27 protein-coding genes are annotated in these 23,495 nt (G+C 76.5%); 19 read left to right on the forward strand and 8 right to left on the reverse strand.

Going from position 1 to position 23,495, the window contains the following annotated elements:
• Positions 1-119: 119 nt before the first annotated feature.
• Together ACWIZO_RS14645 and ACWIZO_RS14650 are read right to left on the reverse strand one after the other, a co-directional pair.
• Positions 120-278, reverse strand: a complete 159-nt coding sequence (locus tag ACWIZO_RS14645) for a hypothetical protein (protein WP_448638390.1) — start codon at positions 276-278, stop codon at positions 120-122.
• A 43-nt stretch (positions 279-321) separates the two neighbouring features.
• Complete coding sequence (locus ACWIZO_RS14650; RefSeq protein ID WP_448638391.1) at positions 322-1,092, reverse strand: enoyl-CoA hydratase-related protein; 771 nt, start codon at positions 1,090-1,092, stop codon at positions 322-324.
• A 38-nt stretch (positions 1,093-1,130) separates the two neighbouring features.
• Between ACWIZO_RS14650 and hemW the strand changes: the two genes are divergently transcribed.
• The 5 genes from hemW to ACWIZO_RS14675 all read left to right on the forward strand — a co-directional run bounded on the left by hemW (position 1,131) and on the right by ACWIZO_RS14675 (position 5,851).
• On the forward strand, positions 1,131-2,351 hold the full coding sequence (hemW, locus tag ACWIZO_RS14655) for a radical SAM family heme chaperone HemW (RefSeq protein ID WP_448638392.1): 1,221 nt from the start codon (positions 1,131-1,133) through the stop codon (positions 2,349-2,351).
• 137 nt (positions 2,352-2,488) lie between these two features.
• Positions 2,489-3,379 carry an ABC transporter ATP-binding protein gene (locus tag ACWIZO_RS14660; protein WP_448638393.1) on the forward strand — a complete coding sequence of 297 codons (891 nt, stop codon included), beginning with the start codon at positions 2,489-2,491 and terminating at the stop codon, positions 3,377-3,379.
• A complete protein-coding gene (locus ACWIZO_RS14665; RefSeq protein ID WP_448638394.1) occupies positions 3,376-4,116 on the forward strand; it encodes an ABC transporter permease in 741 nt (246 codons plus the stop codon). Before ACWIZO_RS14660 ends, ACWIZO_RS14665 begins: the two co-directional genes overlap by 4 nt.
• A 20-nt stretch (positions 4,117-4,136) precedes the next feature.
• On the forward strand, positions 4,137-5,249 hold the full coding sequence (locus ACWIZO_RS14670; RefSeq protein ID WP_448638395.1) for a sensor histidine kinase: 1,113 nt from the start codon (positions 4,137-4,139) through the stop codon (positions 5,247-5,249).
• Entirely contained in the window at positions 5,246-5,851 is a 606-nt protein-coding gene (locus ACWIZO_RS14675) for a response regulator transcription factor (protein ID WP_448638396.1), read from the forward strand. The genes ACWIZO_RS14670 and ACWIZO_RS14675 overlap by 4 nt, the downstream gene beginning before the upstream one ends.
• Here the strand turns inward: ACWIZO_RS14675 and ACWIZO_RS14680 are convergent.
• The 3 genes from ACWIZO_RS14680 to ACWIZO_RS14690 are packed head-to-tail and all read right to left on the reverse strand — an operon-like array spanning position 5,846 to position 6,688.
• A complete protein-coding gene (locus tag ACWIZO_RS14680; RefSeq protein ID WP_448638397.1) occupies positions 5,846-6,034 on the reverse strand; it encodes a GNAT family N-acetyltransferase in 189 nt (62 codons plus the stop codon). The two genes, ACWIZO_RS14675 and ACWIZO_RS14680, sit on opposite strands and share 6 nt — an antisense overlap.
• A 10-nt stretch (positions 6,035-6,044) precedes the next feature.
• Positions 6,045-6,329 (reverse strand): hypothetical protein, encoded by a 285-nt coding sequence (locus tag ACWIZO_RS14685; protein WP_448638398.1) that lies wholly within the window; start codon positions 6,327-6,329, stop codon positions 6,045-6,047.
• Positions 6,326-6,688 carry a type II toxin-antitoxin system VapB family antitoxin gene (locus ACWIZO_RS14690; protein WP_446759454.1) on the reverse strand — a complete coding sequence of 121 codons (363 nt, stop codon included), beginning with the start codon at positions 6,686-6,688 and terminating at the stop codon, positions 6,326-6,328. Before ACWIZO_RS14690 ends, ACWIZO_RS14685 begins: the two co-directional genes overlap by 4 nt.
• Positions 6,689-6,904: 216 nt before the next feature.
• Here ACWIZO_RS14690 and hrcA point away from each other — a divergent pair, with 216 nt between their 5' ends.
• From hrcA to ACWIZO_RS14705, 3 genes are read left to right on the forward strand one after another with little or no spacing between them, the layout of a single operon-like run.
• Positions 6,905-7,927 carry a heat-inducible transcriptional repressor HrcA gene (hrcA, locus tag ACWIZO_RS14695; protein ID WP_446759455.1) on the forward strand — a complete coding sequence of 341 codons (1,023 nt, stop codon included), beginning with the start codon at positions 6,905-6,907 and terminating at the stop codon, positions 7,925-7,927.
• A gap of 13 nt (positions 7,928-7,940) precedes the next feature.
• Entirely contained in the window at positions 7,941-9,083 is a 1,143-nt protein-coding gene (dnaJ, locus tag ACWIZO_RS14700; protein ID WP_448638399.1) for a molecular chaperone DnaJ, read from the forward strand.
• Positions 9,080-9,847: a 16S rRNA (uracil(1498)-N(3))-methyltransferase gene (locus ACWIZO_RS14705; protein ID WP_446759457.1), complete on the forward strand. Its 768-nt coding sequence runs from the start codon at positions 9,080-9,082 to the stop codon at positions 9,845-9,847. Before dnaJ ends, ACWIZO_RS14705 begins: the two co-directional genes overlap by 4 nt.
• A 137-nt stretch (positions 9,848-9,984) precedes the next feature.
• On the opposite strand, the gene ACWIZO_RS14710 is transcribed toward ACWIZO_RS14705, so the two are convergent.
• From ACWIZO_RS14710 to ACWIZO_RS14720, 3 genes are read right to left on the reverse strand one after another with little or no spacing between them, the layout of a single operon-like run.
• The gene (locus ACWIZO_RS14710; protein WP_448638400.1) at positions 9,985-11,598 is read right to left on the reverse strand and encodes a PhnE/PtxC family ABC transporter permease; all 1,614 of its coding nucleotides are present in this window, start codon (positions 11,596-11,598) and stop codon (positions 9,985-9,987) included.
• A complete protein-coding gene (locus tag ACWIZO_RS14715) occupies positions 11,595-12,311 on the reverse strand; it encodes a phosphonate ABC transporter ATP-binding protein (RefSeq protein ID WP_448638401.1) in 717 nt (238 codons plus the stop codon). The genes ACWIZO_RS14710 and ACWIZO_RS14715 overlap by 4 nt, the downstream gene beginning before the upstream one ends.
• A gap of 23 nt (positions 12,312-12,334) precedes the next feature.
• Positions 12,335-13,264 (reverse strand): putative selenate ABC transporter substrate-binding protein, encoded by a 930-nt coding sequence (locus tag ACWIZO_RS14720; protein ID WP_448638402.1) that lies wholly within the window; start codon positions 13,262-13,264, stop codon positions 12,335-12,337.
• Between the two features lie 299 nt (positions 13,265-13,563).
• Between ACWIZO_RS14720 and ACWIZO_RS14725 the strand changes: the two genes are divergently transcribed.
• From ACWIZO_RS14725 to ACWIZO_RS14775, 11 genes are all read left to right on the forward strand, one after another.
• A complete protein-coding gene (locus ACWIZO_RS14725; RefSeq protein WP_448638403.1) occupies positions 13,564-13,923 on the forward strand; it encodes a histidine triad nucleotide-binding protein in 360 nt (119 codons plus the stop codon).
• A gap of 30 nt (positions 13,924-13,953) precedes the next feature.
• Positions 13,954-14,781: an enoyl-CoA hydratase/isomerase family protein gene (locus ACWIZO_RS14730; protein WP_448638404.1), complete on the forward strand. Its 828-nt coding sequence runs from the start codon at positions 13,954-13,956 to the stop codon at positions 14,779-14,781.
• Positions 14,782-14,900: 119 nt separating this feature from the next.
• Complete coding sequence (locus ACWIZO_RS14735; protein ID WP_448638405.1) at positions 14,901-15,998, forward strand: PhoH family protein; 1,098 nt, start codon at positions 14,901-14,903, stop codon at positions 15,996-15,998.
• Positions 15,999-16,003: 5 nt separating this feature from the next.
• Positions 16,004-16,507, forward strand: a complete 504-nt coding sequence (gene ybeY / locus ACWIZO_RS14740) for an rRNA maturation RNase YbeY (protein ID WP_448638406.1) — start codon at positions 16,004-16,006, stop codon at positions 16,505-16,507.
• Positions 16,508-16,517: 10 nt separating this feature from the next.
• Positions 16,518-17,855 carry a hemolysin family protein gene (locus ACWIZO_RS14745; RefSeq protein ID WP_448638407.1) on the forward strand — a complete coding sequence of 446 codons (1,338 nt, stop codon included), beginning with the start codon at positions 16,518-16,520 and terminating at the stop codon, positions 17,853-17,855.
• Between the two features lie 86 nt (positions 17,856-17,941).
• Positions 17,942-18,274 carry a cytidine deaminase gene (locus ACWIZO_RS14750; RefSeq protein ID WP_448638408.1) on the forward strand — a complete coding sequence of 111 codons (333 nt, stop codon included), beginning with the start codon at positions 17,942-17,944 and terminating at the stop codon, positions 18,272-18,274.
• 139 nt (positions 18,275-18,413) lie between these two features.
• Positions 18,414-19,328 (forward strand): GTPase Era, encoded by a 915-nt coding sequence (gene era, locus ACWIZO_RS14755; RefSeq protein ID WP_448638409.1) that lies wholly within the window; start codon positions 18,414-18,416, stop codon positions 19,326-19,328.
• Positions 19,325-20,113 (forward strand): DNA repair protein RecO, encoded by a 789-nt coding sequence (recO, locus tag ACWIZO_RS14760; RefSeq protein ID WP_448638410.1) that lies wholly within the window; start codon positions 19,325-19,327, stop codon positions 20,111-20,113. Before era ends, recO begins: the two co-directional genes overlap by 4 nt.
• Position 20,114: 1 nt before the next feature.
• Positions 20,115-20,867 carry an isoprenyl transferase gene (locus tag ACWIZO_RS14765; RefSeq protein ID WP_448638411.1) on the forward strand — a complete coding sequence of 251 codons (753 nt, stop codon included), beginning with the start codon at positions 20,115-20,117 and terminating at the stop codon, positions 20,865-20,867.
• Between the two features lie 140 nt (positions 20,868-21,007).
• Entirely contained in the window at positions 21,008-22,486 is a 1,479-nt protein-coding gene (locus ACWIZO_RS14770) for an FHA domain-containing protein (protein WP_448638412.1), read from the forward strand.
• Between the two features lie 160 nt (positions 22,487-22,646).
• Entirely contained in the window at positions 22,647-23,492 is an 846-nt protein-coding gene (locus ACWIZO_RS14775) for a protein kinase domain-containing protein (protein WP_448638413.1), read from the forward strand.
• The last annotated feature ends 3 nt before the right edge of the window (positions 23,493-23,495 follow it).

Here is a 23,495-nt window from a genome sequence, read left to right on the forward strand (position 1 = left end):
CCCACACCGGTGGGCAGAGCACGACTGCACCCGGAGGGTCGGGTTCTGCCGCGCTTCGTGCTCTGCCCACACCGGTGGGCAGAGCACGACTGGGTCCGCAGGGCGGCTCCACCCGTGGGTCAGGCGCCGCCGGCCTCGCGCAGCAGCCGGTCGCGCTCGTCACTCGCGGTGGAGATCGGCCGCACGGCACCCGCGTCGACCGTCTCGACGGCGTCGTCGGGATCGACGGGCTCGGGCAGGGCGCGGAAGCGGGCGCGGGGGTCGTCCGTCTCGGTCATGGCGACAGCGTCCCCGCGCGGGAGCCGGCCGGCACCACGGCGGTCACTCCGCCGCGGGCACCCAGCGGGCCGGGCGCTTCTCCCGGAAGGCGGCGATGCCCTCCTGCCCCTCCTCGCCGGCGAAGGCCTGCGCGGAGAGGTCGAGCAGGTCGTCGAACGAGCCGCGCAGACCGCCCGCGCGCAGCAGCCGCTTGGTCTGCGCCAGCGCCCACGGCGAGCCGGCCGCCAGCGCCCGCACCTGACCGGCGACGGCGGCGTCCACCTCGTCGTCGGGCACGCACAGGTCCACCAGCCCGCCGGCGGCGGCGGTGGCCGCGTCGAACACCTCGCCGGTGAGCATGAGCCGGTGCGCCACGTGCGGCAGCACCCGCGGCAGCACGACGGCGGAGATCACCGCCGGCACGATGCCCAGCCGGACCTCGGAGAACGCGAAGGTCGCCGACGCGCCGGCCACCACGGCGTCGCAGGCGGCCAGCAGCCCGACCCCACCCGCGCGGGCCGGGCCGCGGACGACGGCCACCACCGGCTTGGGCGCGGTCCACACGCGCTCGAGCAGCGCGGGCAGCTCGCGCACCCCCTGGTCGCCCGCGCCGGCGCCGGCGGCCTCGGACAGGTCCATCCCCGAGCAGAACACCCGGCCGGTGTGGTCGAGCACGACCACCCGCACCGCGTCGTCGGCCAGCGCGGCGTCCAGGGACTCCCGCAGCCGGGCCCGCATCGCACGGGAGAGCGCGTTGCGGTTGGCAGGGGAGTCGAGCGTGAGGGTCGCGACCCCGCGTCCGACCGAGACCTGCAGCACGTCGTCGTCAGCCACGACCGGACATCCTGCCGGGCGCGGCACACTGGGGTCAGATGAACGCCGTCCTGCCGCTGCTGGAGCTCCCACCGCGGACCCTGCAGCTCCCCGACAGCGCCCGTGAGGGGCTGGCCCGCACGCCCTTCGGGCTCTACGTGCACGTGCCGTTCTGCGCCACCCGCTGCGGCTACTGCGACTTCAACACCTACACCTCCGACGAGCTGGGCCCCGGCGCCAACCGCGCCGAGTACGCCGGGACGGCGATCGCCGAGCTGCGCCGCGCGGCGGAGACCCTCGGCCCCGACCTGCCCACCGTCTCCACCGTCTTCGTCGGTGGCGGCACCCCGACGCTGCTGCCCGCCGAGGACCTCGCCGCCGTGCTGGCCGCCGTCCGCGAGCTGTTCCCCGTCGCCGCCGACGTCGAGGTGACCACCGAGGCCAACCCCGAGTCGGTCACCCCGGCGTCCCTGGCCACCCTGCGCGCGGCCGGCTTCACCCGGCTCAGCCTGGGCATGCAGTCGGCCGCCGAGCACGTGCTGGCCGTCCTCGACCGGCGGCACACGCCCGGCCGCGCCGCCGAGGCCGCGCGCGAGGCCCACGCCGCCGGGTTCGAGCACGTCAACCTCGACCTCATCTACGGCACACCGGGGGAGACCGACGCCGACTGGGCCGCCTCGCTCGACGCCGTCCTCGCCGCGCCCGTCGACCACGTCAGCGCCTATGCGCTCATCGTCGAGGACGGCACCCGGCTGGCCCGCCGGATCGGCCGCGGCGAGCTGCCGATGCCCGACGACGACGTCCTCGCCGACCGCTACGTGCAGGCCGACACCGCGCTGCGCGCCGCCGGGTTCGACTGGTACGAGGTGAGCAACTGGTCGCGCGGGGACGCCGCCCGCTGCCGGCACAACGAGCTGTACTGGGCCAACGCGAACTGGTGGGGCGTGGGGCCGGGCGCGCACAGCCACGTCGGCGGGGTGCGGTGGTGGAACGTCAAGCACCCCGCGGCGTACGCGCAGCGGCTGGCCGCGGGGGAGCTCCCCGTCGCCGACTCCGAGGTGCTCGAGCCCGCCGACCGGGCGCTGGAGACCGTGATGCTCGGCCTGCGGCTGCGCGACGGACTGCCGCTCGCCGCGCTGTCGGACGCCGGCCGGCTGCGCGCCGCCGACGCCGTGGTCCGCGGCCTGCTCGACCCCGCCGCGCACACCGCGGGGCGGGCGGTCCTCACCGACCGCGGCCGGCTGCTGGCCGACGCCGTCGTCCGCGACCTCACGGACTGAGGAAGGACCTCCCTGCCCCCCACCGCTCGCAGGCTTGCGGCGGGCCCCTGCAGGGAGGCCGGAGCTGACGGATGTCAGGTCGGGGTCGCGACGTCCCGCACTACTGCGCGCACCCCCCGCGGCGCCAGGCTCGTCGCGTGCCTGCGAACGCCCTCGACATCGACGGCCTGACCGTCCGCCACGGCGACGTGCTCGCCGTCGACGCCCTCGACCTGCACATCGGCAGGGGCGAGACCGTCGCGCTGCTCGGCCCCAACGGGGCGGGCAAGTCCACCACCGTGAGTGCCGTGCTGGGGCTGCTGCGCCCCGCCGCGGGCACCGTCCGCGTGCTCGGCCGCGCACCGGCCGACGCCGTCCGCGCCGGCGGGGTCGGCGCGATGCTCCAGCACGGCGGCCTGCCCGGTGAGGCCCGCGTCGGCGAGGTGCTGCACCTCGTGCGGCGCAGCTACGCCGACCCCTGGCCGCTCGACGACCTGGTCGCCACCGCAGGGATCGCCGGCCTGCTGGGCCGCGACGTCGAGGCGCTCTCCGGTGGCCAGCGGCAGCGGGTCCTGCTGGCGCTGGCCCTGGCCGGTCAGCCGCCGCTGCTGCTGCTCGACGAGCCCACCTCGGCCATGGACGTCGAGGGCCGCCGCGCCTTCTGGGCCACGATGCGCGAGCTGGCCGCCCGGGGCACCACCGTCGTCTTCGCCACCCACCACCTCGAGGAGGCCGACGCCGTCGCCGACCGGGTCGTCGTGCTGGCCGGCGGCCGGGTGGTCGCCGACGGCCCGTCCGCGGGCATCCGCTCGGCCGTCGCCGGGCGCACCGTCCGCTTCACCGCCCCCGACGGCGCGGCCTTCGACCACGTCCCCGGCGTCGTCGGCGCCGACCGGCTGGGCGGCACGGTCGCGCTGGCCACCACCGACGTCGAGGCCACGCTGCGCGCCCTGCTCGCCGGCGGCGTCCCGCTGACCGATCTGGAGGTCCGCGGCGCCAGCCTCGAGGACGCCGTCCTGTCCCTCACCACTTCCGGAGCGACCCGATGAGCCCGCTGTTCGTCTTCCAGCTGCGCCGCGTGGCGCGCAACCGGCAGTTCCTCTTCTTCACCGTGCTGCTGCCGGCGCTGTTCACCGTCTTCTTCACCAAGGTCTTCGCCGGGACCCCCGACGGGATCAGCCCCGAGCAGGCGGCCGGGACGATGGTCGCGATGATGGCCTACGGCGCCATCGGTGCGGCCCTGGGCGCCACCATCCGGCTCTCCTTCGACCGGGCCTCGGGCTGGCTGCGCCAGCTGCGCGTCACCCCGGTGCCGCAGACGTCGGTCGTCGCCGTCGACGTCGCCGTGGGCATGCTGCTGACCCTGCCGCCGCTGGTCGTCGTCGCGCTGACCGGGCGCTTCGTCAACGGCGTGCACCTGCGCCCCGTCGAGTGGGCCGGGCTGGTCGGCGTGCTGTGGCTCGGGTCGGCGGTGTTCGTCGCCCTCGGGCTGCTGCTGGGCTGGGCGCTGGAGACCAAGGCCGCCGGCGGTGCGACCGGGATCGTCGCCACCGTGCTGGCCGCCCTCGGCGGGCTGTGGGTGCCGGTCGAGCTGTTCCCCTCCGGCCTGCGGGCGGTGGCGCACGGCCTGCCGTCGTACTGGTACGCCCAGGCCGGCTACGCCGCGGCGGGCGGGCAGCTGCCGTCGGCCACGGCCGTCGCCGCGCTGGCCGGGTTCGCCGCCGCGTTCGGCGGGCTGGCCGTCCTCGTCGCGCGCCGTCGTCCGCTGACCGCCGTCGCGGGCTGACCGGGCTACGGTCGGGCGCCGTGGACCCCCGCCCCCGCTGGTACCGCATCGGCTGGGCGCTGCCCTGGCTGCTGTTCCAGTTCTTCCCGCTCGTCGACCTGCTCACCACCGACCGCCCGCTCGCCGTCCGGGTGGTCGCCGGCGCCGGGCTGGTCGTCTTCACGGCCGTCTACCTCGATGTGTTCCGCCGGGCGTTCGGCGGCTGCTGGACCGGTCCGGTGCTGGGCCGGCTGGCCGTCGTCGCCGCCCTGGGGACCGGGCTGGCCGCGTGGATGGGCCCGTCCTGGGCCGGGCTGCTGATCTACCTGTCGGCGGCCTCGGCGGCGGCGCTGCCGCAGCGCTGGGTGTGGCCGGCGGTGCTCGCGGCCGCCGCGGTGTGCAGCGGGGTCGTCGCGGCCGACGGCATGTTCGGCGACCTGTTCATCCTCCCGGTGATGTGCCTGCTCACCGCGTTCGCGCTGCGCGGCACCCGGCACCTGGTCTCGGTGAACGCCGAGCTGGCCGAGGCCCGCGAGGAGCTGGCCCGCAACGCCGTCGCCGAGGAGCGGCTGCGCTTCGCCCGCGACCTGCACGACCTGCTCGGCCACAGCCTGTCGCTGATCGCGCTCAAGAGCGAGCTGGCCGGCCGGCTCGCCGAGGCCGACCCCGCCCGGGCGCGGGCGGAGATGGCCGACGTCGAGGCCGCCGCCCGCCGCGCGCTGGCCGAGGTGCGCGACGCGGTCAGCGGCTACCGCCAGGTCAGCTGCGCGCAGGCCCTGGCCGAGGCGCGCTCGGCGCTGTCGGGCGCCGGCATCGCCGTCCGGCTGCCCGCCCGCGTGCCGGCGCTGCCCGGCCCGGCCGACGCGGCGCTGGGCTGGGTGGTCCGCGAGGCGACGACGAACGTGCTGCGGCACAGCGGCGCCCGCTCGGTGACGGTCACCCTCACCGAGGACGGCGCCGAGGCGGTCCTGACCGTCACCGACGACGGCCGCGGCCCGGCCGACGACACCGAGCCCGGCTCGGGGCTCGCCGGCCTCGCCGAGCGGGTGGGCGCGATCGGCGGGGCCCTCACCGGCGGCGCCGGCCGGGACGGTGGCTACGAGCTGCGCGCCGTCCTGCCGCTGACGCCGGTCGCGGCCGGGGCGCCGCGGTGATCAGGGTGCTCGTGGCCGAGGACCAGTCGATGGTCCGCGGCGCGCTGCGGGCCCTGCTGGAGCTGGAGGAGGACATCACCGTCGTCGCCGAGGTCGGCCGCGGCGACGAGGTGCTCGGCGCCGCCCGCGAGCACCTGCCCGACGTCGCGCTGCTCGACATCGAGATGCCCGGTGCCGACGGGCTCGAGGCCGCCCAGCAGCTGGCCGCCGAGCTGCCGGGGGTGCGCGCCGTCGTGCTCACCACCTTCGGCCGGCCGGGGTTCCTCCGCCGGGCGATGGAGGTCGGGGCAGCCGGGTTCCTGGTCAAGGACGCGCCCGTCGCGGAGCTAGCCAAGGCCATCCGCGCCGTCGTCGCCGGGGAGCGGGTGATCGACCGGGAGCTGGCCGCCGCGGCGCTGGCGATCGGGGCGACGCCGCTGTCGGCACGCGAGGCCGACGTGCTGCGCGAGGCCGCCGACGGCGCGACCGTCGCCGACATCGCCCGGACGCTGTTCCTGTCCGAGGGGACGGTGCGCAACTACCTGTCCTCGGCGATCGGCAAGACCGGTGCCCGCACCCGCGTGGAGGCCGCCCGCGTCGCCGCCGACAAGGGCTGGCTATAGCTCGAGCTTGAAGCCCTCGTGGGAGGCGACGTAGCCGAGCCGCTCGTAGAAGCGGTGGGCGTCGGTGCGGCGCTCGTCGGTGGTGAGCTGCACCAGCGTCGCGCCGCGCCGGCGCGCCTCGTCGGCGCACCACTCAGCCCCCTTGCAGGGTCCCGCCGCGAGCTTGCGAGTGGCGGGGGGCAAGGGGGTCCTTCTACTGCGCCCGCAGCGTGCCGCCGCTGGCCAGGCCCGGGATGAAGGTGAGCTGCAGCGTGCCGACGACGGTGCCGCCGTCCTCGGCGACCACGAGCAGGTGCGCGGGGTCGGCGTCGACCGCGGCGAAGGCGGCCTTGTAGGGCGCCAGGTCGGCCGTCTCGCGGGCGGCGCCGAGCGGGTCGTCGGCCAGCAGCGCCACGACGGCCGGCAGGTCGGCGGCGGTGGCCCGCCGCACGAGGACACCCTCGGCGGCCCCGGTCAGCCGGGCCGGCGGGGTCGTCACAGCGCGCGGCCCGGGTCGGCGGGCATCAGCGCGTCGAGGTCGAGCACCCGGACGTGGATCACCGTGCGCTGCTGCAGGGCCGCCCGGAGCGCACGGTGCAGGCCGTCCTCGAGGTAGAGCTCCCCGTGCCACTGGACGGCGTGCGGGAACAGGTCGCCGTAGAAGGTCGAGTCCTGGGCCAGCAGGGTGTCCAGCGCCAGCTCCCGCTTGGTGGTGACCAGGGTGTCGAGCCGGATCTGCCGGGGCGGGATCATCGCCCAGTCCTTCGTGGACAGGCCGTGCTCGGGGTACGGGCGGCCGTCGCGCACCGCTTTGAAGACCAGGGACCCGACCTCCGTCCGACCGCCCCGCTCGAGCACCGTCCGCCGGTCACCCTATCCGCCGGGTCCCCGGCCGCGGCCGCCCCCCGCGGGTGAGGACGGTCCGCGCTCCGCGACGGGAGGGCTCGCCGGTCGTATGCTGGACTGGCACTCCGTCCGTGCGAGTGCCAGCCCGCCGGGGAGCCCGGCGCGCGCCGGCCGCGCCCGTCAGGGGCGTCCGCACGGGCACGTCGACCGGTACGGGGAGGTGTCACCGTGGCGCACGACGAGCGCCGTCTGCAGGTCCTGCGGGCGATCGTGCAGGACTACGTCTCCACCAACGACCCGGTGGGCAGCAAGGCCCTCGCCGAGCGGCACGACCTCGGGGTCTCCCCGGCCACCATCCGCAACGACATGGCCGTCCTCGAGGAGCAGGGCTACATCACCCAGCCGCACACCAGCGCCGGGCGGGTGCCCACCGACAAGGGCTACCGGCTGTTCGTCGACCGGCTCTCGGCGGTCAAGCCGCTGTCGGCCGCCGAGCGCAAGGCGGTCGAGCGGTTCCTCGACGGCGCCGTCGACCTGCACGACGTCCTGGGCCGCACGGTGCGCCTGCTGGCCCAGCTGACCCACCAGGTCGCCGTCGTCCAGTACCCGACGCTCTCCCGCAGCGCCGTCCGCCACCTCGAGGTGGTGCAGCTGACCGGCTCCCGGCTGCTGCTGGTGCTCATCACCGACACCGGCCGGGTGGAGCAGCGGGTGGTCGACTGCCCGGTCGAGGTCGCCCGGGACGACGTCGCCGACCTGCGGGCGCTGCTGAACTCCGCGTTCGGCGGCGCGCGGCTGGCCGACGCCGGCAGCAAGGTGCCCGACCTGGTCGACACCGCGCCGCCGCACCTGCGGGCGCTGGTGGCCGCGATGAGCGCCGCGCTGATCGAGACGCTCGTCGAGCCCGGCGAGGACCGGCTGGTCATCGGCGGGACGGCGAACCTGGCGCGCACCGCCGTCGACTTCCCGGGCAGCCTGCGCCCGCTGCTGGAGGCCCTCGAGGAGCAGGTCGTCGTCCTCCGGCTGATCAGCGAGGTGGACGCCGGCGGCACGGTCCTCGTGCGCATCGGCGAGGAGAACGCCCACGAGGCGCTGGCCGGTGCGTCGGTCGTCTCCGTGGGGTACGGCACCGAGGACCGGGCACTGGGGGGACTGGGCATCGTCGGCCCGACCCGCATGGACTACCCGGGGAACATGGCCGCGGTCCGCGCCGTGGCCCGCTACGTCGGCCAGCTGCTGGCCGAGAGCTGAGGACTGCGACTACATGGCAACCGACTACTACGGCGTCCTCGGGCTGTCCCGGGGCGCGTCCGACGCCGACATCAAGAAGGCCTACCGGCGGCTGGCGCGCGACCTGCACCCCGACGTCAACCCCGACCCCGAGGCCAAGGAGCGCTTCCAGGAGGTCAGCCGCGCCTACCAGGCGCTGACCGACCCGGACAAGCGCCGCGTCGTCGACCTCGGCGGCGACCCGTTCGACACCGGCCCCGGCGCCGGCGGCGGCTCGCCGTTCGGGCAGGCCGGCTTCGGCGGGCTCGGCGACATCATGGACGCCTTCTTCGGTGGCGCCGGGATGGGCGGCCGCGGCCCCCGCAGCCGGGTGCGGGAGGGCGACGACGCCCTCATCCGCATCGAGCTCGACCTCGAGCAGACGGTGTTCGGCACCACCGAGGAGATCACCGTCGACACCGCCGTCCTGTGCGGCACCTGCAGCGGTGCGGGCACCGCGCCGGGCACCCACCCGACCACCTGCGCCACCTGCTCGGGCCGCGGCGAGGTGCAGAGCGTGCAGCGGTCCTTCCTCGGCCAGGTCGTCTCCACCCGGCCGTGCCCGACCTGCGCCGGCACCGGCCAGGTCATCCCCGACCCGTGCCCCGAGTGCGGCAGCGAGGGCCGCGTGCGCGCCCGCCGGACCATCCCGGTCAAGGTGCCCGCCGGCGTCGAGGACGGCATGCGGATCCGGCTCACCGGCCGCGGCGAGGTCGGCCCCGGCGGGGGGCCGGCCGGCGACCTCTACGTCGAGATCCGCGAGCGGCCGCACGAGGTGTTCACCCGCGACGGCGAGGACCTGCACTGCCGGGTCACCCTGCCGATGACCGCCGCCGCGCTCGGCACCACGCTGCCGCTGACGCTGCTCGACGGCGAGGACACCGACATCGACGTCCGGCCGGGCACCCAGCCGGGCACGGTGCTCACGCTGCGCGGCAAGGGCGCGCCGCGGCTGCGCGCCACCGGCCGGGGCAACCTCCTGGTGCACGTCGACGTGCAGACGCCGACCCGCCTGGACGCCGAGCAGGAGAAGCTGCTGCGCGAGCTGGCCGTGCTGCGCGGCGAGGACCGCCCCTCGTCGACGGCCGGTGAGACCCCGGGCGGCCTGTTCGCCCGGGTGCGGAACCCGTTCAAGTGAGCGTCCCGGCCCCCGGCGACCAGCGCGTCGCCCTCGACGGCGCGCCGCTGTTCCTGCTCGAGGAGCTGCCCGACGCCCCCGAGGTCGTCGTCGGCGGCGCGGAGGGCCGGCACGCCGTCGGCGTGCTGCGGCTGACCGCCGGCGAGCCGGTCCGGGTCGGTGACGGCCGCGGCACGGTGGCCGAGGGCACGGTCCTCGACGCCGGCCCCGGCGGCCTGCGGGTGCAGGTGGCCGCCCGGTACGAGGTGCCGCCGGCCGAGCCGGAGCTGTGGCTGGTGCAGGCGCTGCCCAAGGGCGACCGGGGGCCGCTGGCGGTCGAGCTGGCGACCGAGCTCGGCGTCGACCGGGTCATCCCGTGGACGGCGTCGCGCTGCGTCACCCGCTGGCGCGAGGACCGCGTGGAGAAGGGCCTGGCGAGGTGGCGGGCCGCGGCCCGGGCGGCGAGCAAGCAGTCGCGGCGGCCGCGGGTGCCCGAGGTCAGCGAGCCGATGACCACCCGCCAGGTGTGCGGCGAGCTGGGCGACGTCGACCTGGCGCTCGTCCTGCACGAGCAGGCCCGCCGTCCGCTGACCGGGGTGGAGGTGCCCTCGAGCGGCACGGTCGCCGTCGTCGTGGGCCCCGAGGGCGGGCTCACCGACGGCGAGGTGGTGGCGCTGCGGGCCGCCGGCGCGGAGGTGGTGCGGCTGGGCCCGGAGGTGCTGCGGACCTCGACCGCCGGCGCCGCCGCCCTGGCCGCGCTGTCCGCGCGGACCCGCTGGAGGTAGCCGCGCGGGGCGGCGATGATCAGGTGACCTGATCGTGGCGCGTCCTCCCTCACGGTGGACGGTGGGGGAGGACGCGCTGCGGTGAGGGAGGACCCGCTCGGATCAGGGTCCCTGATCGTGGCGCGGACGGGGCTCCGTCAGCGCAGGGCGCGGCGGGCGCGGGCGCCGGTCAGGTCGACGGCGAGGGTGAGCACGACCGTCGCCGCCAGCACCGTGCTCACCGCCGGCCAGTCGAAGACCGCCAGCCGCGCGGCCAGCAGCGCCCCCAGCCCGCCGGCGCCGAGCAGGCCGACCAGCAGCGTGTCGCGCACGGCCACCTCCCACCGGTACAGCGCGAACGCCAGCACCGGCCCGGCCGCCTGCGGCGCCACCCCGTACAGCCAGCCGCCGGCCGGTCGCGCGCCCAGCGCGGTCAGCGCCGCCCGCGGCCGGGGATCGGCCTCCTCCACCGCCTCGGCGGCCAGGCGCCCCAGCACCCCGAGCGTGTAGACGCCGAGCGCCAGCCCCCCGGGCAGCACGCCGGGCCGCAGCACGAACAGCAGGACCAGCGCCCACACCGGCGGCGGCACCGCCCGCAGCAGGAGCAGCCCCACCCGCGCCAGGACCCCGTTGAGCCGGCGCAGGGGACCGGCCCGCACCGGGCGCGCGGCGACGCCGGCCACCAGCACCGCCCCGGCCGTGGCGACGGCGATCGCCAGCACCGACGTCTGCACCGTCGTCACCGCCTGCCGGGCCACCTCCGCGAGCAGGGCGCCGTCGCCGGCCGGCGGCCAGGCGGCGTCCAGCACGTAGGCCACCTGCTCGCGCGTGCGGGCCGCGACCAGGGACGCCGGCGACAGCGCCAGGTACCACCAGGACCACGCGACGGCGGCGAGCGTGCCGAGCACGGCCGCGGTGAGCAGCCGGTCCCGGGCGAACACGCCCGCCGGCCGCCGCGGCGCGGCCACCCGGCGGCGCACCGCCCGGCCGGCGACGTCGGCGGCCAGGCACAGCAGCGCCAGCGCGTAGACGGCGCTCCACACCTGCGGCCAGCGCAGCGACGCGAACGACAGCGCCAGCTGGTAGCCCAGCCCGCCCGCGCCGACCATCCCCAGCACCACGGCCGAGCGGACGGCGCACTCCAGCCGGTAGCAGGCGTAGGACAGCAGCCCGCCGGCCGCCGGGGGCAGCAGCCCGTACAGCGCCGCGGCCGCCCGCTCCGACCCCGCGGCCAGCAGCGCCTCGTACGGGCCGCGCGGCACCTCGTCGAGCAGGTCGGCGAACACCGTGGTGGTCACCGCGCCGTAGGGCAGGCCGATCGCCAGGACGCCGACCCACGGGTCCAGCCCCAGCACGTTGACCAGCAGCAGCCCCCACACCGCCTCGTGCAGCCCGCGGGGGACCGCGAGCACGCCCCGGACCGCCGTCCAGCCCAGCCGCCGCCGTCCCCGGGTGGTGCGCGCGACGAGGACCGCCCCCAGCGCCCCCAGCAGCACGGCCAGCGCCGCGCCGAGGACGGCGTAGGCGACGGTGACCAGCGCGGCGCCGGCGAGCACGCCGAGGAACGCGCCGTCGAGCGCGGGGGAGAGGGCGGCCGCCGCGAACCGGCCGAACTGGGGAGCCCCCGCCGGGTTCAGCACCTCCCCGCCGACCGCGCCGGCCAGCGACCAGCCGACGGCGGCGAGCACGGCCAGTCCCCACGCCCAGCGCCGCCGGTCGCGCCGCAGCCGGGGAACGGCCGGTGCACGGGCCCGGGCAAGCACCGCGGTCACGCCGCGGCCCCGTAGAAGGCGGCGAGGTCGGCGGCGGAGAGCGCCGCGGCCGGGGCGTCGAGCACCACCCGGCCGGCGGCCAGCCCCACCACCCGGTCGCAGTGCCGCAGCGCCAGCGCCGGGTCGTGCAGGGCGGCCACCAGCGCGCCACCCCGGGCCGCGGGACCGGCCAGCAGTTCCAGCACCCGGTCGGAGAGCACCGGGTCGAGGGCCGACGCCGGCTCGTCGGCCAGCACCAGGTCGGGTCGCTGCAGCAGCAGCCGGGCCACGGCCACCCGCTGGCGCTGCCCGCCGGAGAGCGCGTCGGTGCGGTCGAAGACCCGGTCGGCCAGGCCGACCTGCTCCAGCGCGGCCACCACCTCGGGCAGGCCCTGCGGCCGGACCAGTGACCACGCCGCCCGCGCCGCCGGCCAGGTGCCGAGCCGCCCGGCGTTGACGTTGTGCACCACACGCAGCGGCCCGGCCAGCTCCAGGTGCTGGTGGACCGTGCCCACCCGCGCCCGCAGCCGGCGCAGGTCCCGACCGCGCAGCACGGACGGGTCCTGACCGAGCACCTCCACCGACCCGGCCGACGGCGGCACCACCCCGTTGACCACGCCCAGCAGCGTCGACTTCCCGGCGCCCGAGGCCCCGACGACGGCCACCCGCTCGCCCGCGTCGACGGTCAGGTCCAGCGCGTCGAGTGCGGTCGCCGTCCCGAGGCGGACGGTCACGCCGGTCAGCCGCAGGACGGTGCTCAGGTGACCAGCCCCAGGCTGCGGCCGATCTCCTCGATCCGGTCGTAGTCCGACGCGCGGGCCGGGACGAAGGAGCCCGCGCCGAACAGGTCGAGCACCTCGGCGTCGTCCGGGTCGTCGGCGCGGAGCCCGGTGAGGTACGCGCGCACCGGGTCGGCGAGGTCGGCGGCCTGCGGGCCGAGCAGCCAGTGGTAGTCGTGGTATCCCGGCGTCCGGGAGTGGGCGACGACGGCAGGGTCGACGGCGCCCTCCTGGGACCGCGAGGTCCACACCTGCTCGTTGAGCACGCCGGCCTGGTAGCTGCCGGAGGCGACCAGCTGCAGCGTGGCGTCGTGCGAGCCGGAGAAGCCGGGGCCGCCGGGGAAGCCCTGCGGGTCGACGCCGGCCTGCTGGAGGAACCACGCGGGCATGAGCCGGCCCGACGTCGAGGTCTCGGCGCCGTAGGTGAACCGCAGCGGCGCCAGCGGGCGCAGGTCGTCCGACGGGGCGAGCCCGGTCGCGGCGTTGACGACGAACACCGAGTGGAAGTCGGTGTCGATGTCGCGCTGCGCGATCGGCTGGGCGGCCGGCGTCTGCAGCCGCGCCTGGACGCCGGTGAGCCCGCCGAACCAGACGAGGCCGAGGTCGCCGGTGCGGAAGAGGGAGACGGCGGCGGCGTAGTCGGTGACCGGGGTGTAGACGACCTCGAGGTCGAGCGCGGCCGACATCGACCGAGCGACGGTGCCGTACAGGCGCTGGAGGACCTCGGGGTCCTGGTCGGGGATGGCGCCGATGGTCAGCGTCCCCGCCGGGGGAGCGGAGGAGGCGACGGGGGAGGGGCGGCCGCAGGCTGCCGTGGCGAGCGCGAGGGCGGTGCCGGCGAGGAACGCACGGCGCGAGGACGACGGGATCCCGGGGCTCCCCGACCGGGGAGCGCGACGGGCGACCACTACGTCCTGCAGTGGGGGACGGGCACGGACACCTCCGGAGTCGGTGGGTTGTGTGCGGCCCATCCTGGCCCGGGGGCCCGGTGGTGCTGGAACGGCCCCCTCGCAGGGGCCCGCGCCGAGCAGGTGAGGTGCTGGAGCGGCTCCTCGCAGGGGCCCGCGCCGAGCAGGTGAGGTGCTGGAGCGCCCCCTCGCAGGGGCCCGCGCCGAGCAGGTGAGGTGCTGGAACGGCCCCCTCGCAGGGGCCCGCGCCGAGCGGAGCGAGGTGTGGGGGGCGAGGGGGTCCTTCTAGGGTCGGCTCCGTGAGCGACTGCCTCTTCTGCCGCATGGTGGCCGGCGAGATCCCCGCCGACGTCGTGCACGAGACCGACCGCACCCTGGCCTTCCGCGACATCAACCCGCAGGCCCCCACGCACGTGCTGGTGATCCCCAAGGACCACCACGCCACGGCGGGGCTGCTCGTGGGTGCCGACCCGCAGCTGCTGGCCGACGTGGTGGCCGCCGCGCACGCCGTCGCCGTCCAGGAGGGGCTGGCCTCCGAGGACGGGTCCGAGCCGGGCTACCGGATCGTGACCAACACCGGCCCGCAGGCCGGTCAGACGGTGCACCACCTGCACCTGCACGTCCTCGGCGGCCGTCCGATGGGCTGGCCGCCCGGCTGAGACGGCCGGCGGCCGTGACAGGCTGCCGGCATGACCGACGCCGGCAGCGCCGCCCCCGTCCGGATCGAGCGGGACGGCGACGTCGCCGTCGTCGTGCTCGACGCCCCGCCGCTGAACCTGTTCGACGAGTCGGTGTTCGCCGCGTTCGAGCAGGTGGCCGCCGAGCTGGTCGGACTGACCGAGCCCGGCCGGTCCGACCGCGCCCGCGCCGTGCTGCTCGAGGCCCGCGGCAAGGTGGTCTCCGCCGGGGTCGACGTGCACGCCTTCCGGGACATCGCCGAGGGTCCCGAGCCGGCGCAGCGCGGCGCGGCGCTGTGGGCCCGGCTGCTGCGCATCGCCCAGACGATCGAGGACCTGCCGGTGCCCACCGTCTTCGCCGCGCACGGCCTCACGCTGACCGCGGCCTTCGAGATCTCCCTGGCCTGCGACGTGCTGCTGGCCGCCGAGCGGGCCAGCTTCGGGCTGGTGGAGATCGTCGTCGGGCTCACGCCGTCGATGGGCGGGCCGCAGCGGCTGGCCGAGCGGGCCGGCCCGGCGCGGGCCAAGGAGCTGGTCTTCACCGGGGAGCGGTACCCGGCCGCCGTCCTGGAGCGGTGGGACGTGGTCAACCGCGTCCTGCCCGACGAGGGCTTCGCCGAGGCCGCCCGCGACTACGCCCGCCGGGTCGCCGCCGGGCCGACGCTGGCGCACGCGGCCACCAAGCGGCTGGTCACCACCGCCGTCCGCTCCGGCGTGCGGGCCGCCGACGAGATCACCCCGCAGGTCTCCGGGCCGCTGTTCTCCACTGCCGACCTGCGCGGCGCGGTGGCCTCCTTCCTCGAGGACGGGCCGGGCAGGGCCACCTACACCGGCGCCTGACTCCTTCCGGCCGGACCCGGTTCCGGCCCCCGCCGCACGGGTAACCTGGACGGGTCAGAACCCCCGTGCCAGGAAGGCAGGGTCGAGGGCACTTGCCCGATACCTCCCCGAACGTCCCCGTGCCGGCCGCTCCCTCCTCCCGTGAGGCCTCCGCGCAGGCCGCGGCTGCCGACGACGCGCTCGCGGGCGCCGCCTCCGCTGCGGTCCGGACCACGATCACCGTCCCCGACTCCGTGTCGATGGTCGCCCTGCTCGGCTCCGGCGACGAGCTGCTCCGGCTGGTCGAGGGCGAGCTCGCCGCCGACGTCCACGTCCGCGGCAACGAGATCGCCGTGACCGGGCAGCCGGCCGACAACGCCTTCGCCGTCCGTGTCTTCGACGAGCTCATCGCGCTGCTGGGCACCGGCCAGGCGCTGCGGCCGGACTCGGTGCGCCGGGTCATCGGCATGCTGCGCAGCGGCGGTTCGGAGCGGCCGGCCGACGTGCTCAGCCTCGACATCATCAGCCGCCGGGGCCGCACCATCCGGCCCAAGACGCTGAACCAGAAGCGCTACGTCGACGCGATCGACGCGCACACGATCGTGTTCGGCATCGGCCCGGCCGGCACCGGCAAGACCTACCTGGCCATGGCCAAGGCCGTGCAGGCGCTGCAGACCAAGCAGGTCAACCGGATCATCCTCACCCGCCCCGCGGTCGAGGCCGGCGAGCGGCTCGGCTACCTGCCCGGCACGCTGAGCGAGAAGATCGACCCCTACCTGCGGCCGCTCTACGACGCGCTGCACGACATGGTCGACCCGGAGTCCATCCCGCGGCTCATGGCGTCCGGCACGATCGAGGTGGCCCCGCTGGCGTACATGCGCGGCCGGACGCTCAACGACGCGTTCGTGATCCTCGACGAGGCGCAGAACACCACCGCCGAGCAGATGAAGATGTTCCTCACCCGGCTTGGCTTCGGCTCGAAGATCGTCGTCACCGGTGACGTCACCCAGGTCGACCTGCCCGGTGGCGCGCAGAGCGGCCTGAAGATCGTGCGGGAGATCCTCGACGGCATCGAGGACGTGCACTTCTCCAACCTGACCAGCTCCGACGTCGTCCGGCACCGCCTGGTCGGCGACATCGTCGACGCCTACGAGCGCTGGGACGCCGGCCAGCAGCAGGGCGCCGCGCGCCCGCCCGCGCCGCCCCGGACCGCCCGGCCGCGCCGGCCGGGGAGCTGAGCCGCGTGCCCGTCGAGGTCGCCAACGAGTCCGAGGTCGCCGTCGACGAGACGGAGCTGACCGGCATCTGCCGGTACGTGCTCGGGGAGCTGGGCGTCAACCCGATGGCCGAGCTGTCGGTGCTGTGCGTCGACGCCGACCACATGAGCGTGCTGCACGAGCGGTGGATGGGGGAGAAGGGCCCGACCGACGTCCTGGCCTTCCCCATGGACGAGCTCGACACCGCCCGGCCCGACGACCCCGAGCCCGGCCCGGCGCTGCTCGGCGACGTCGTGCTGTGCCCGTCGGTCGCCGTCCGGCAGGCCCGCGCGGCCGGCCACTCCACGGACGACGAGCTGCTGCTGCTGGCCACCCACGGCGTGCTGCACCTGCTCGGCTACGACCACATGGAGCCGGAGGAGGAGCGGGAGATGTTCGGCCTGCAGACCCGCCTGCTCGAGGGCTGGCGCTCGGCGCCGCGGCAGCCGGTCACCGGCGAGCCGGCCGGAGGGGGCACCGACCCGCGGTGAGTGGGCCGCGATGAGCGCCGGTGCGGTCACGCTGCTGGTGGTCGCGATCTGCCTGGTGCCGCTCGCCGGCCTGTTCGGCGCCATGGACGCCGCCCTGCAGCGGGTGTCGAAGGCGCGGGTCGAGGAGCTGCGCCGGGAGGGCGTCCGGCGGGCCGCCACGCTGGAGGAGGTCCTCACCGAGCGGGCGCGGCACGTGTCGCTGCTCCTGCTGCTGCGGATCGGCTGCGAGACGGTCGCGGCGGTGCTGGTGGCCGTCGTCCTCGCCGGGCTGTGGGGGCTGGGCTGGCAGACGGTGCTCACCGCCGCCGGCGTGATGACCGTCGTCAGCTACGTGCTGGTCGGCGTCGGCCCGCGGACGCTGGGCCGCCAGCACGCCCACCCCATCGCCCTGCGCACCGCGGGGCTGGTGCGGGTGCTCGGCCGGCTCCTGGGCCCGGTGGCCACGCTGCTCATCCTGGTCGGCAACGCGATCACGCCCGGCCGCGGCTTCCGCGACGGGCCCTTCGCCACCGAGGTGGAGTTGCGGGAGCTCGTCGACCTGGCCGAGGAGCGCGGCGTCGTCGAGTCCGGCGAGCGCAACATGATCCACTCGGTGTTCGAGCTCGGCGACACGATCGCCCGCGAGGTCATGGTGCCGCGCACCGACGTCGTCTGGATCGAGCGCACCAAGACCCTCCGGCAGGCGCTGGCCCTGGCGCTGCGCAGCGGGTTCAGCCGCATCCCGGTGATCGGCGAGAACGTCGACGACGTCGTCGGGGTGGTCTACCTCAAGGACCTCGTGCGCCGGTCGCAGAACCTCGGCGAGGGCCGCGGCCCGCGGGTCGAGGAGCTCATGCGCCCGCCGGCGTTCGTGCCGGAGTCCAAGCCGGTCGACGAGCTGCTGCGCGACATGCAGGCCCGCCGCACCCACATCGCGATCGTCGTCGACGAGTACGGCGGCTTCGCCGGGCTGGTCACCATCGAGGACATCCTCGAGGAGATCGTCGGCGAGATCGCCGACGAGCACGACGCCGTGCAGCGCCCCCCGGTCGAGCGCCTCGACGACGGCTCGGTGCGGATCACCGCGCGGCTGCCGGTCGAGGACCTCGCCGAGCTCTTCGACGTCGAGCTGCCGCGCGACGACGACGTCGAGACCGTCGGCGGCCTGCTGGCGCGCGAGCTGGGCCTGGTGCCGATCGAGGGCTCGCAGGCCGAGGTCGCGGGGCTGCGGCTGGTGGCCGAGAGCACCGGCGGACGGCGCAACCGCATCGACACGATCCTGGTGTGCCGGGTGCCCGAGGTCTCCGACGACCCCGAGCACCAGTCGGGGGCCACCCGCGCCGACGTGCACGCCGGCGCCGAGAGCTGAGGAAGGACCCTCCCGCCCCCCACCGCTCGCAGGCTCGCGCCGGGCCCCTGCGGACGGGCCGGATCCACCGGTAGGAGACTCGTCCCGTGCCCGACCTGCAGCCCGAGGACGCCAAGCTCGTCACCCTCGCCCGCTCCGCGCGCGGCCGCACCGGTGCCCGGGAGGGCGCCGCGGTCCGCGACACCGACGGGCGCACCTACGTCGCCGCCTCGGTGTCCCTGCCCTCGCTGACGCTCTCGGCGCTGCAGGCCGCGGTCGCCGCCGCCGTCTCCAGCGGGGTCGAGGGGCTGGAGGCCGCCGCGGTCGTGTCCGACGCCGATGCCGTGGAGGACGCCGGGCTGGCCGCCGTCCACGACCTCACGCCGTCCGCGCCCGTGCACCTCGCCGGCCCCGACGGCGCCGTCCGCGCCACCGCCTGAGGGCACCGCGATGATCAGGTGACCTGATCGTGGAGCGTCCTCCCTCACCGTGGGACGTGCGGGAGGACACTCGACGATCAGGTCCCCTGATCGTCGCCGCCTCCACCGGGGTGTCACCCGGCGGTGGGAGACTGGGGCGGTGAGCACGCCGGAGCAGCCGTACCGCAGCGGCTTCGCCTGTCTGGTGGGCCGCCCCAACGCCGGCAAGACGACCCTGACCAACGCCCTCGTCGGCGAGAAGGTCGGCATCGTCAGCAACCGGCCGCAGACGACGCGGCACGCCATCCGCGGCGTCGTCCACCGGCCCGGCGGGCAGCTCGTCCTCGTCGACACCCCCGGCCTGCACAAGCCCAGGAGCCTGCTCGGGCGCCGGCTCAACGACGTCGTCCGCGACACCCTCTCCGAGGTCGACGTCGTGGTGTTCTGCATCCCCGCCGACCAACCGGTCGGCACCGGCGACCGGTTCATCGCCCGGCAGCTCAAGGACGTCAAGGCGCCGGTGGTCGTCGTCGTGACCAAGACCGACGCCGCGTCGAGGAAGCAGGTCGCCGAGCAGCTGGTGGCCGCCAGCGCGCTGGTCGAGGCCGCCGAGGTCGTGCCCGTCAGCGCGGTCGGCGGCGACCAGGTCGAGCTGCTGGAGGACCTGCTGGTCGGCCTGCTGCCCGAGGGCCCGCCGCTGTACCCCGAGGAGCAGACCACCGACGAGGACACCGACCGGCAGATCGCCGAGCTCATCCGCGAGGCGGCGCTGGAGAAGGTGTTCCAGGAGGTGCCGCACTCCCTCGCCGTCACCGTCGAGGAGCTGAACCGCCGGCCCGACCCCAAGCGGGCGGGTGCGGAGCTGGTCGAGGTGCACGCGCTGCTGCACTGCGAGCGCCCGAGCCAGAAGCCGATGCTGCTCGGCAAGGGCGGGTCGATCATCAAGGCGATCGGCACCGAGGCGCGGGCCGGCCTGGAGGAGCTGCTCGGTTCCCGGGTGCACCTCGACCTGCACGTCACCGTCCTCGGCGAGTGGCAGGACGACCCGAAGAAGCTGAACAGGCTGGGGTATTGAGCACCACACCGAAGTCGCTGTACCGCGACGAGGGGATCGTCCTGCGCACCCAGAAGCTGGGGGAGGCCGACCGGATCGTCACGGTCCTCACCCGCCGGCACGGCAAGGTGCGGGCGGTGGCCAAGGGCGTGCGTCGCACCAAGAGCAAGTTCGGCGCCCGGCTCGAGCCGTTCAGTCACGTCGACCTGCAGCTCTACACCGGCCGCAACCTCGACATCGTCAGCCAGGCCGAGTCCATCCGCTCCTACGGCTCGGTGATCGCCGGCGACTACCCGGCCTACACTGCCGGCACCGCGGTCCTGGAGACCGCCGACCGGCTGACGGCGGAGGAGAGGGAGCCCTCGCTGCGGCTGTTCCTCCTCGTCATCGGGGCGCTGCGGGCGCTGTCGGAGGGCACCCACCCGGCCGGGCTGGTGCTCGACGCGTTCCTGCTGCGCGCGATGTCGGTGGCCGGCTGGGAACCGGCGCTCGGCGACTGCGCCCGCTGCGGCGTCGAGGGCCCGCACCGGCACTTCTCCGTCCCGGCCGGCGGCACCGTCTGCCGCGAGTGCCGCCCGACCGGGTCGGCGATGCCCAACCCGGTCACCATCGGGCACCTGGAGGCGCTGCTGTCCGGCGACTGGGAGACCGCCGAGGCCAGCGAGAACCCGCAGCGCCGCGAGGGCAGCGGGCTGGTCGCCGCGCTGCTGCAGTGGCACCTCGAGCGCGGGCTGCGGTCGCTGCCGCTGGTCGAGCGCTCCGACGTCGCCCCCCGGCGGGAAGCGGGCCTGCTGCGTGAGGCGTGAGGTGAAGGCGCCGGACCCGCACCCCTCGGGCGTCCGCCCGCCGGCGATCCCGGCCGGCAAGGTGCCCGGCCACGTCGCGATCGTCATGGACGGCAACGGCCGGTGGGCCGAGGAGCGCGGCCTGCCGCGGACGGCGGGGCACGAGGCGGGGGAGTCCTCGCTGTTCGACTGCGTCGAGGGCGCCATCGAGCTCGGCGTGCAGGCGATCAGCGCCTACGCCTTCTCCACCGAGAACTGGCGGCGCAGCCCCGAGGAGGTCCGCTTCCTCATGGGCTTCAACCGCGACGTCATCCGCCGCCGCCGCGACGAGATGCACGAGCTCGGCGTCCGGGTGCGCTGGGCCGGCCGCCGTCCGCGGCTGTGGCGCAGCGTCATCAAGGAGCTCGAGGTCGCCGAGGAGCTCACCCAGGACAACGACGTCCTGACGCTCACGATGTGCGTGAACTACGGAGGCCGCGCCGAGATCGCCGACGCCGCCGCCGCGATCGCCCGCGAGGCCGCCGCCGGGCGGCTGGACCCGGCGAAGGTCGACGAGCGCACCGTCGCCCGTTTCCTCGACGAGCCCGACATGGCCGACGTCGACCTGTTCGTGCGCAGCTCCGGGGAGAACCGGACCAGCAACTTCCTGCTCTGGCAGTCGGCCTACGCCGAGTTCGTCTTCCTCGACACGCTCTGGCCCGACTTCGACCGCCGGCACCTGTGGGCCGCGTGCGAGGAGTACGCCTCCCGGCAGCGCCGCTTCGGCAGCGCCTGAGGCCGGTCCTCCGCGGGCGCGCCGGGATCCGTTGACAGGGCCGCGGAGCCGACCCGACAGTGGCGCCTCCCCGACACACCGACGGCCCGCTGCGGGTGCCGTCCGTCCACGGTCGGGGCCACGGGCGGGAGGCTCCTCGGGTGTCGGTCCACACGCCGCCGGTCGCGCTGACCACCGCGGCCGGCGCACCGGCGACGGTGCCTCCGTTCGACCAGGTCGCCGTCCGGGTCGCGCCCGGGCGGGACCTCGTCGTCCGGCTGCCCGGGGTGCTCCTCGTCGTCGGTGTCACCACCCGACCGGCCGGCCCGGCGACCCCGCCGGCCGAGCCGGCGCTCGCCGGGTGGGGACCGGCGCCGGTGGCCACCGCGCCGGTCGCCGCCCCGGCCGGGGACGCCCACGTGGGCGAGCTGGTGGCCCTGTGCCGGCGGGTGTCGGCCGCCGGCAGCCGCGCGCCGGGACGGCAGCTGCCCGGGGAGCTGCGCGGCTGGCTCGGCTCGGTGACCGGCCCGCCGTCGTTCGCGGTGGTCGCCGCGACCGAGGACGGCCTGGCGCTGGTGCTCGCCGGCCGCGGCAGCGCCGAGGTCCCCGACCTGGGGCTGCGCCTGACGGCGGCCGAGGGGGAGGAGTTCGGCGACGGGACGCGCGTCCTGGACCGCCTCGTCGCCTGGCCGCCGGCGGCGCTCCACCTGTCGGCCGGCTCGCCCGCCGACATCGCCCCGCACCCGCTGGCCGACCTGGAGGCCGGCGCCGTCCCCGGGGCGGCCGCGGTGCTCTCTCCGTCCCCGTCACCGCCCGGACCGGCGCCGACGGGGACGGCGCAGCTGCGGCTGCCCGTCCCGCACGCGTCGACGCCGTCACTCCCCCCGCCGGCGCCGCGGCGCCCGCGTCCGGCCTCACCGCCGCCTCCGGTTCCGGACCCGGCGCCGGCCGGGCCGGCGCCCCGCGGGCACGGGGACCACGCCGGACACCGGCAGGCCGTCCCGGCCGAGCCGGCTCCGGCCGTCCCCGCCGAGCTGCCGCCGCCCGCACGGTCGGCCCTGCTGTTCGGCGCGGACGCCGAGGCCGAACCGGTCCGCGCGCCGCTGCCCACCCCGGGCGCCGACGCGTCGTCGGCGGCTGCTCCGGTCGCGGAGCCGGCGGACGACCGCGTCCGGGTCGAGGGCGTCCTCTGCGGCAACGGCCACCTCACCGACCCGCGCGCTGGCTCCTGCGCCCTGTGCGGCGCCCGCACGCCGCACCGGCCCGCGGTCCTCGCGGGACCCCGCCCGCCGCTGGGGCTGCTGGTCTTCGACGACGGCGCCACCGTCAGCCTGGACACCGACTACCTGCTCGGCCGGGAACCGGAGACCGACCCGCGGGTCGCGTCCGGCCGGCTGCGGCCGCTGCTCGTGGTCGACCGGACCGGCGGCGTCAGCCGGCACCACGCCGAGATCCGCCTCGAGGGCTGGGACGTGCTGCTGGTCGACACCGGCTCGGCCAACGGCACGCTCCTGGCCCCGCACGGCGCGCCGGGCTGGTCCTCGCTGGTGCCCGGCCAGCCGGTCCGGCTGGCCCCGGGCACGGCCGTCCGCATGGGCGGGCGGCAGTTCGTCCTCGCGTCGCCGCACGGCGGCTCCTGAGCGCACCGCCGGATCCGGCGTCCCGTCCCGGACCGTTCCCGCACGGCGCGGCAGCGGGTGCGATCGGGTTCCGGGACGGCTCCCGTCCCGGCACACTGGCCCGCTGCCGCGCCGCGGCGTCCCGGCCGGGGCCGGGGAGGAACCGTTCAGGAGGACGTGGATGGACGCCGTCGGCCTGGCGGGCGCGGCGCCCGACCACATCGCGGACTACCAGGTGGTCCGGGTGCTGGGTGAGGGCAACAACGGCCGCTTCTACCTCGCCCGCCCCCCGGCCCGCCTCGGCCTGCCCGACGAGTACGTCGCGGTCAAGGTCTTCACCGGCAGCCACAGCGTGCAGGCCTACGAGCGGGCCGTCCGGGAGCTGCGCGCCTTCGCCCAGGTCGCCTCGCCGCACCTGGTGCGGGTCTTCGACGCCGTGCTGCAGGACAGCTTCCTGTACGCGATGGAGTACTGCCCGCTCGGCTCGCTCGCCGCTCCCGCCCGGCCGCTGAGCCGCGGGGAGGTGCTGCGCGCGGTCGCCCACGCCGCCCACGCCACACACGCCCTGCACGAGGCCGGACTGACCCACGGCGACGTCAAGCCGGCCAACGTCCTGCTCGCCGAGGACGGCGGCAAGCTCTCCGACCTCGGCCTGGCCCGCTACCTGACCCCCGGCGTGACGCTGACCGGCATGGCCAGCGCCGCCTCCGTGGAGTTCCTCGACCCGGCGCTGCTGCGCGGTGAGCGGCCGTCGCGGGCCACCGAGGTCTTCGCGCTCGGCGCCACCCTCAACCGGGCGCTCACGGGCACCGGCCTCTACGGCGAGCTGCCCGACGGCGAGCCGCTGCTGGCCATCCGCCGGGTCCTGAGCGCCGAGCCGGCGATCAGCCCCGGGCTCACCGAGGACGAGGCGGCGCTGGTGTCGGAGTGCCTGGCCCCGGTGGGGCAGCGGCCGGCCACCGCCGAGCAGGTGGCCACGCGGCTGGACCGGCTGGCCGCCGCGGCCCTGGGCGCGGCCCGGGCCTGACCG

The sequence above is a fragment of the Geodermatophilus sp. URMC 63 genome, from assembly GCF_053502565.1.